This window comes from Paracoccus sp. (in: a-proteobacteria) (genome assembly GCF_030538695.1).
Lineage (GTDB): Bacteria > Pseudomonadota > Alphaproteobacteria > Rhodobacterales > Rhodobacteraceae > Paracoccus.
In genome coordinates this window covers 153,802-161,484 of the sequence record NZ_JAUNTN010000004.1, presented here as the reverse complement: position 1 = coordinate 161,484, position 7,683 = coordinate 153,802, and the positions used below count along the sequence as shown (strand labels likewise).

The 7,683-nt window shown below is 63.3% G+C and carries 10 protein-coding genes; 5 read left to right on the top strand and 5 right to left on the bottom strand.

Annotation, left to right across the window (positions count from 1 at the left end):
- Positions 1 to 81: 81 nt before the first annotated feature.
- Positions 82 to 645: an elongation factor P gene (gene efp / locus Q4G24_RS03500; RefSeq protein ID WP_303365111.1), complete on the bottom strand. Its 564-nt coding sequence runs from the start codon at positions 643 to 645 to the stop codon at positions 82 to 84.
- 352 nt (positions 646 to 997) lie between these two features.
- Between efp and Q4G24_RS03495 the strand changes: the two genes are divergently transcribed.
- On the top strand, positions 998 to 1,324 hold the full coding sequence (locus Q4G24_RS03495) for a DUF6280 family protein (protein WP_303365110.1): 327 nt from the start codon (positions 998 to 1,000) through the stop codon (positions 1,322 to 1,324).
- A gap of 583 nt (positions 1,325 to 1,907) precedes the next feature.
- Here the strand turns inward: Q4G24_RS03495 and Q4G24_RS03490 are convergent.
- Entirely contained in the window at positions 1,908 to 2,861 is a 954-nt protein-coding gene (locus tag Q4G24_RS03490) for a 1-phosphofructokinase family hexose kinase (RefSeq protein WP_303365109.1), read from the bottom strand.
- A complete protein-coding gene (locus Q4G24_RS03485; protein ID WP_303365108.1) occupies positions 2,861 to 3,265 on the bottom strand; it encodes a metallopeptidase family protein in 405 nt (134 codons plus the stop codon). Before Q4G24_RS03485 ends, Q4G24_RS03490 begins: the two co-directional genes overlap by 1 nt.
- Positions 3,266 to 3,348: 83 nt before the next feature.
- Between Q4G24_RS03485 and gltX the strand changes: the two genes are divergently transcribed.
- The 4 genes from gltX (at position 3,349) to Q4G24_RS03465 (ending at position 6,856) form a co-directional block, all read left to right on the top strand.
- Positions 3,349 to 4,674 carry a glutamate--tRNA ligase gene (gene gltX / locus Q4G24_RS03480; RefSeq protein WP_303365107.1) on the top strand — a complete coding sequence of 442 codons (1,326 nt, stop codon included), beginning with the start codon at positions 3,349 to 3,351 and terminating at the stop codon, positions 4,672 to 4,674.
- Between the two features lie 169 nt (positions 4,675 to 4,843).
- Complete coding sequence (locus tag Q4G24_RS03475) at positions 4,844 to 5,461, top strand: DNA-3-methyladenine glycosylase (protein WP_303365106.1); 618 nt, start codon at positions 4,844 to 4,846, stop codon at positions 5,459 to 5,461.
- 2 nt (positions 5,462 to 5,463) lie between these two features.
- Complete coding sequence (locus Q4G24_RS03470) at positions 5,464 to 6,117, top strand: alpha/beta hydrolase (RefSeq protein ID WP_303365105.1); 654 nt, start codon at positions 5,464 to 5,466, stop codon at positions 6,115 to 6,117.
- Between the two features lie 142 nt (positions 6,118 to 6,259).
- Entirely contained in the window at positions 6,260 to 6,856 is a 597-nt protein-coding gene (locus Q4G24_RS03465; protein WP_303365104.1) for an HNH endonuclease, read from the top strand.
- Between the two features lie 72 nt (positions 6,857 to 6,928).
- Here Q4G24_RS03465 and Q4G24_RS03460 read toward each other — a convergent pair whose 3' ends face one another.
- Together Q4G24_RS03460 and Q4G24_RS03455 are read right to left on the bottom strand one after the other, a co-directional pair.
- Positions 6,929 to 7,459: a hypothetical protein gene (locus Q4G24_RS03460; protein WP_303365103.1), complete on the bottom strand. Its 531-nt coding sequence runs from the start codon at positions 7,457 to 7,459 to the stop codon at positions 6,929 to 6,931.
- Positions 7,443 to 7,607 carry a hypothetical protein gene (locus Q4G24_RS03455; protein ID WP_303365102.1) on the bottom strand — a complete coding sequence of 55 codons (165 nt, stop codon included), beginning with the start codon at positions 7,605 to 7,607 and terminating at the stop codon, positions 7,443 to 7,445. The genes Q4G24_RS03460 and Q4G24_RS03455 overlap by 17 nt, the downstream gene beginning before the upstream one ends.
- Positions 7,608 to 7,683 lie beyond the last annotated feature (76 nt).

Below are 7,683 nucleotides of genomic sequence, written 5' to 3'. Positions count from 1 at the left end.
TACGGGTGTGGGGGTGTGAAACCCCCACGGAAAGGTACGGGTGTAGGGGTGTGAAACCCCCACAAAAAGCTGTCCGGACGCTTACGCGCGTTCCGAATATTCGAACAGCTCGGTGTTCACGACGATATCTTCACCTTCGCCAACAAAAGGCGGCACCATGATGCGCACGCCATTGTCCAGAATTGCGGGCTTATAGCTGTTGGCGGCGGTCTGTCCCTTTACCACCGGCTCGGTCTCGACGATCTTGCAGATGACTTTCTGCGGCAGCGATACCGACAGGGCTTCCTCGCCGTAATATTCGACAGTCGCCATCATGCCGTCTTGCAGGAAGGGACGGCGGTCGCCCAGCAATTCGGCGTCCAGCTCGGTCTGTTCATAGGTGTCGCTGTCCATGAACACCAGCCGGCCATCGGTTTCATACAGGAATTGCTGGTCCTTCTGTTCCAGCCGGACCTGTTCCACCTTGTCCTCGGACCGGAACCGTTCGTTCAGCTTGCGGCCGTCGCGCAGGTTCTTCAGCTCGACCTGTGCAAAAGCGCCGCCTTTGCCGGGCTTGACGTGGTTCACCTTTACGGCGGCCCACAGGCCCCCGTCATGCTCCAGCACATTGCCGGGGCGGATTTCATTGCCGTTGATCTTGGGCATCGAAGCGACCTTGTGGATGATCCTGAAAGGATTGTGAAATCTTGTTCCGGCCCGTGTCTTGAACCGGAAGATGCGCGACCTATATCCGCAAAGAGAGGCCCAAGGCAACCTTTTGCCGCTTTCCGCGTTGTCAAGGTGACGGGTAGCGTAAGCTTGCCCGGGTGATAGCGCTAAAGCGGCGCTATGCTTGACTTTGGGCAATGCTGCGTGTGGCGCATGGCTGTTATGCGTTTGAGGTGATAACGAATCGCAGGCTGTTAGCGTAATAAACGCTATCCCCCCGCGATAGGGTAATCAGAACGGGCTTAAGCCCGCGCCGGCGCTTTGTTCCGGTCAGCAAGGAAGATGATGTATGCGTGATTTTGTGGACGGTTCCGCCTTTAATTATGAACAAGGTCAGCGCGCACGCAAGCTGTTCGCCGCTGTTGTTCTGGCGGCGCTGGATGACGCGATTGCGGATGACAAGAAATATGGCAACGGTGCCGAACAGATCGCCCGCTGGGCGCGGTCGCGTGATGGGCGCGAGGTGCTGTCCTGCGCCGGGATTGACCCAAACGAACGCGTGGTCAAGGGCCTGATGGAGTTTGTGGCCAAGGGCGTGCGCACCTCGGTCGCGCTGTCGCGCGAGGAAAGCGAACGTCGCATGGCCGCCGAAGCCGATGAGGCCGAGGCTGCCTGAACTGTGCCGCTCATACGCAGAAAAGCCCGCCTGAAACGGCGGGCTTTTCTTTTGCGCTGTCGTCAGGATCAATGCCCCGCAATGGATCGGGACTGATAGAAACCCCTCGAGCAAAGAACGTCAGTTTCAGGTCGCGGATGGGGTCATGCCTCGAAGGGCGGCTCGGTTGTGTCTGGTGAGCGTTAACGGAATATAAGGGAATCGCTGCTAAGCCCTGGGAAGAAAAACGGTTCTTCCGGTGGCTCTTATGCTGATTCCAACCGCTGCTTCTTTATTGTCCTGCCTGCACAGCTTGCTGCGCCTCTGCTGCGTCCACATCAACAGGTTTTGGTGCTGTGCGCCGCCCCCCGAATATCTGCCGCTTTGCCCGCTATCATTCTGTCGTTGCAGCGGAAAACAGAATGGGGTTCGCTTGCGCCAAAATCATTCAGACGTGACCGGCGCGGTTTGGTGACATGGCCCTTGCTTTGGGACTGTTCTTTCTTTTGGGCCATGCCGGGGCCGCGTTCCTTCTGTTTCTGACAGGCCGCCGGGGTGGGGTGATTTTCAGCCCCCTCTTGCGAAGGGGCTGCGGTGTGTCCGGTCAGATCGGCGTCACGCTGCCCTGTTGTTCCAGCTGCCAGACATCTTCGGCGCGGCATAGTTCGGTTGCCGGGGTCATGCAGGCGGCGGAGGCGGCTGCTGCGGCAAGGCCGATGGCCTGCGCCGGGGTGCCGCCGCGGGCCATCGACAGGACGAACCCGGCAAGGAAGCTGTCGCCCGCGCCAACCTTGCTGACCACCTCGACCGGCAGGGCTTCGGCGTGCCAGCGGCCTTCGGGCGTGGCAATGATATTGCCGTCGCGCCCGCGGGCGACCATGACCCATTGCGCCACGCCCAAGGCGACCAGCGAGGCCGCGAAATCGGCGCTGTCGGCGCGGGTGGGCAAGGGGCGGCCGGCCAGATCCTCGGCCTCGACATCATCCATCCGCAGGATGGCAAGCGCCCCGTCGCGGGCCTCGGCCACCGCTTTCAACGCCGCGCCAGAGGTGTCCACCACCAGCCGCGCCCCGCGCGGGGTCAGGGCGGCGGTCAGGCGGCGGGCAAAATCCGCTGGCACACCAGGCGGGTTGCTGCCCGACAGCACCACCACCATGCCGGGGCGGGCGGCCCCTGCGATGGCCTCCAGCGCCCATTCGACATTCGATTCCGACCAGCGCGGCCCCGGCATGACGAAACGGTATTGTTTGCGTGTCGAATGGTCCGTCACCGCCAGCGATTGCCGGGTTTCCCCCGGCGCGGGCAGTGAGATGACCGGCAGGCCCGCATCATCCAACATCTCCGCCATGCGCCGCCCGACGCCGCCGCCAAGTGCGACCAGCGCAGTGGATTGCCCGCCCATGACTGCAATCGCGCGGCTGACGTTTATGCCGCCGCCGCCGGGGTCCGTCACCAGCGAATCGCAACGCAGTTTGACATCTGGCATGACCATCTCGGTTCCGGTGGTCAGGTCCAGCGCGGGGTTCAGCGTGACGGTCAGGATTTCAGCCTGTTCCATTATTCCCACCATCTGTCGATTTCCGCGATTTGCGCATCGGACCAGCCGAAGTGATGCGCGAACTCATGCACCACCACGTTGCGCACCAGATCATGCAGGGTCACATCGCCGCGCGCCGCCCATTCATCCAGAATCGGACGGCGGAACAGCAGCACCCGGTCAGAGAAAGACTGCGGGGCGCTGTACAGTTTTTCGGTCATCGGCACACCGTCATAGAGGCCCGTCAGGTCGAAGGGGTCATCGATCTGCAATTCGTCCAGCATGTCCTCGTCTGCGAATTCGGCCACCTCCAGCAGCACCGCTTGGGCGTGCTGCGCGAACTCGGGCGGCAGGCTGGCCAGCACGTCACGGGCCAGCGCCTCGATCTGCGCGGCGGAAGGGGCGGTCAGGGCCGTATCTGTCATCAGTCACCTTTCGGGTTGCCTGTCGCTGATATGGACAAGAACCGGCCATTGTGAAAGAGCGTATCCCGACAGGAGACCTCGCCATGACCACCACCCGCTTTGCGCCCTCGCCCACGGGGCATATCCATGTTGGCAATCTTCGCACTGCGCTGATGAACTATCTGATCGCCCGCAAGGCTGGCGGCACCTTCATCCTGCGGCTGGACGACACCGACCGGGAACGCTCCAAGCAGGAATATGCCGATGGGATCAAGCGCGATCTGGAATGGCTGGGCCTGCATTGGGACCGGATGGAACGCCAGTCCGACCGGCTGGACCGCTATGCCGAGGCCGCCGCGCAACTGCGCGGTGAAGGGCGGCTGTATGAGGTCTTTGAAACCCCGGTCGAGCTGGACCTGAAGCGTAAGAAGCAACTGAACATGGGCAAGCCGCCGGTCTATGACCGTGCCGGGCTGGCCCTGTCGGATGCCGATAAGGACAAGCTGCGGGCCGAGGGGCGCGAGGGTTACTGGCGGTTCCGGCTGGACCATGAGCGTATCGAATGGCCCGACGGGATCATCGGTGACGTTTCCATTGACGCCGCCAGCGTCAGCGATCCGGTGCTGATCCGGGCTGATGGGCAGGTGCTTTATACCTTTGCGTCCTCGGTAGATGATACGGATATGGGGGTGACCCATATTGTGCGCGGTGCCGATCATGTGACCAATACCGCGACTCAGATCCAGATTATCCGCGCGCTTGGTGGCACCCCGCCGGCCTTTGCGCATCACAGCCTTTTGACCGGGCCGAAGGGCGAAGAATTGTCCAAGCGGCTGGGCGTGCTGTCCATCCGTCAGCTGCGCGAGGAGGGCGTTGCCCCCGAGGCGCTGTTGTCGCTGATGGCGCGGCTTGGCTCCAGCCAGCCGGTCGCGTTGCGGTTGTCGCTGGACGAGTTGGCCGAAGGTTTCGATCTGTCGCAATTCGGGGCCAGCCCGACCAAGTTCGATGCCGAAGACCTGTGGCCGCTGACCCGCGAACGCAATCAGGCGTTGCCCTTTGATGCGGTGCGCGACCGGATTGCGGCGCTTGGCGTACCGGATGATCTGGCGGAACGGTTCTGGCGTGTGGCCAGCCATAACATCACCAAACTGGACGATCTGGCCGGCTGGTGGCAGATTTTCAGCACCGGCGCCGATCCGGTGATCGACCCCGAGGACGCTGATTTCATTGCGCAGGCCATGACCCTGCTGCCTGAGGGGCCGTTCACCGACGCCACCTGGGGCGAATGGACGGCGGCCGTCAAAGAGGCCACTGGCCGCAAGGGCAAGGGCCTGTTCATGCCGCTGCGCAAGGCGTTGACCGGGCAGGCGCATGGACCGGAAATGGCCGATGTCATGCCGCTGTTGCAGGTCGTGCGCGCCCGCGGGTAAGCGGGCGGGGCGGTCTGCCGCTTCTTGTCTGCCGCTTCTTGACAGATCCGCACATGGCCCGCGATGATCCTTTGCCAATGGCAGAGGAGGCCAGCTTGGTGCAGCCTGAACGTCTTATGCCGGGGGCGTTTTCTTTGGCGGCCCCATGCCCTTGCCGTAAGGCGGGCGTATGAAGCTGATCGTCTCTCGGGCTGATCTGGATGAGGGCGCGGCGCATCTGGCGGCGGTCTGTCCGGTTTGGGCGCGGATTTTGCCGGGGTTGGTGCTGCCCTTGCGGCGGCGGACGGATGGGTTCGACGCGCTGGCCGATGCGATTGTCGGGCAGCAGATTTCCACCGCAGCCGCAGGCGCGATCCGGGCGCGGATGCTGGCCGCCGGGCTGGTGGATGAGGGCGCCGTTGCCGGGGCCAGCGACGATGACCTGCGGGCCTGCGGCCTGTCGCGGCCCAAGATGCGGTATTTGCGGGCGCTGGCCGGTGCAGGGGTGGATTGGCTCGCCCTGCGCGATTTGCCCGACGATCAGGTGATGGCGCGGCTGGTGGTGATTTCGGGCATCGGGCCTTGGACGGCGCAGATTTACCTGCTGTTCGCGCTGGGTCGGGCTGATGCTTTTGCCCCGGCCGATCTGGCACTGGCCGAGGCCGCGCGGCTGGCCTATGGCCTTGACGCCCGGCCCTCGCCCAAGGCGCTGGCGCTGATGGCCGAAGCATGGCAGCCGTGGCGTGCGGTTGCGGCGCGGGGGCTGTGGGCCTATTACCGGCAGGCAAAGGGACGCGAGGGGATCTGACCATGGCACGAGAATTGAAATCCGAACGGCGCGGTGCGGCAAAACCCGATTCCGTGGTGGTGTTCCTGCATGGCTATGGCGCGGATGGCGCTGATCTGCTGGGGCTGGCTGAGCCGCTGGCCCCACATCTGCCCGGCACCGCCTTTTACGCGCCGGACGCGCCCGACCGGGTGGCAGGTGCGCCCTTTGGTCGGCAGTGGTTCCCGATCCCGTGGCTGGACGGCTCGACCGAGGCGCAGGCGCGGGCCGGGCTGTTGGCTGCGGCGGATGATCTGAACACCTTTCTGGACAAGGTGCTGACGGATGAGGGGCTGACCCCCGACCGCATGGTTCTGGTGGGATTTTCCCAAGGCACGATGATGGCGCTGTATGTCGCGCCGCGCCGGGCGCTGCCGGTGGCCGGGGTGGTGGGCTTCTCGGGTCGTTTGCTGGCTCCCGAGGCGCTGGCGGCTGAGGCTGTCAGCAAGCCGCCGGTGCTGCTGTTGCATGGCGATCAGGACCCGGTGGTGCCGTTCGGGGATATTGCGCTGGCCGCAGATGCGCTGGTTGCGGCGGGGTTCGAGACCTATACCCATGTGATGAAAGGCACTCCGCACGGGATTTCCCCCGACGGGCTGTCAGCGGCTTTGGGCTTTATCCGGCAGTCTTTGGGCTAGGGCGTCACCGAACCGTCACCGCTTTGTCGCGGGGGTGTCATGCGTTTTTGTTAGCCAGCGCATAGATACAGGGGGTTGCCGGGACAGGATGGGCAGATATAGACTGTCAGGGTGGCCTCTGGAAACAGGCGGGATGACGGCGATGCTCGACCACCATCAGGGCGATTTCAGAACGCAATTCGTGCGTGAGCCTGCGGCATTGCGGCGGCATCCGGCGCTGGTGCTGAATGCGGATTTCCGGCCCTTGTCCTATTACCCGCTGTCGCTGTGGCCCTGGCAAGAGGCGATCAAGGCGGTGTTTCTGGAGCGCGTCACTATTCTGGCCGAATATGACGAATGCGTGCGAAGTCAGCGGCAGGCGTTCCGCATACCTTCGGTCGTAGTGCTGAAAGATTTCGTCAAACCCCAAAAGCGCGTGGCCTTCACGCGCTTTAATCTTTTTCTGCGGGACGGTTTTCAGTGCCAGTATTGCGGGGCAAGGGGCGATCTGACCTTTGACCATGTGGTGCCGCGGTCGCGCGGTGGCGTGACCAGTTGGGAAAATGTGGTGGCGGCATGTAGCCCCTGCAATCTGCGCAAGGCGAACAAGTCGCTGCGCGCCTCTGGCCTGCGCCTGCGCCGCCCGGCCCGGCAGCCAAGCGCCGAGGATATGCACGCCATCGGCCGGCGCTTTCCGCCGAACCACCTGCATGAAAGCTGGATGGATTTCCTGTATTGGGATGCCGAGCTGGAAAGCTGATCCCCTTTCCGCAGCGCGGTGCTTGGGGCGCGGTCGGATGGATATTTATGGACAAAAGATAGGGCGGGCGTTTCAGCCCTGACCCGCGTGTTGGGTCAGCATCAAGGCAAGGCCAATCAGTTGTGCGATACTTAATGCAAGTGGGGGCAGGGCCAGCGGTGTGGCGAAATCGCCGGGCAGGGACAGAACGCACAGGGTTAGCTCAAGGTTGACGGGAAAGCTGAACGTCAGGCGGGCGCGGGTTGTTCCCGGCAGGAAACTCCAGAGCGGCCCGCGAAAGGGCGGATGAAGGATCAGGTCGTCGCCTTTGATGGTGCGGCCGCGGGCGATGGTGGCAGCATGAAGGCGTAGCGCGGCGTAAAAGCTGATGGGGCCGCCGATCAGGATCAACCCCAGCAGCGAAAAGATCGCCAGCCCTTCCAGTCGGTTTGTCAGGTTGAGACCGGCCATGACGCCAAGCCACAGACCGAGCGGCAGAGACAGCGCCAAAAATGCGGCCAGCAAGATCTCGCGCAGAAACGCACCTGCTGTCAGGCGCATGTCGCGGGCGGTGCTGGATGTGGGGTTCAGCAGAGTGGTCGGGCGCTCAGCTTTCGTTGTCATGCGCTGTCAGGTGCAGCAGCCCCGCGCCTGTCAGGGCCAGCAGCGCCAGCGCCACCAGCGGCACGCCTGCCTTGAAGGCGGCAAACAGGGTCACGCCTGCTGACAGGATCACGGCGACAAGCATCAGCAGAAAATGCGGCAACGGCATGGGAATCTCCTTCACCTGCCAAGCTAGGCGTTTGGCGCGGGAAAGACAGCCCTTTCACACATCTGTGACATTCGGT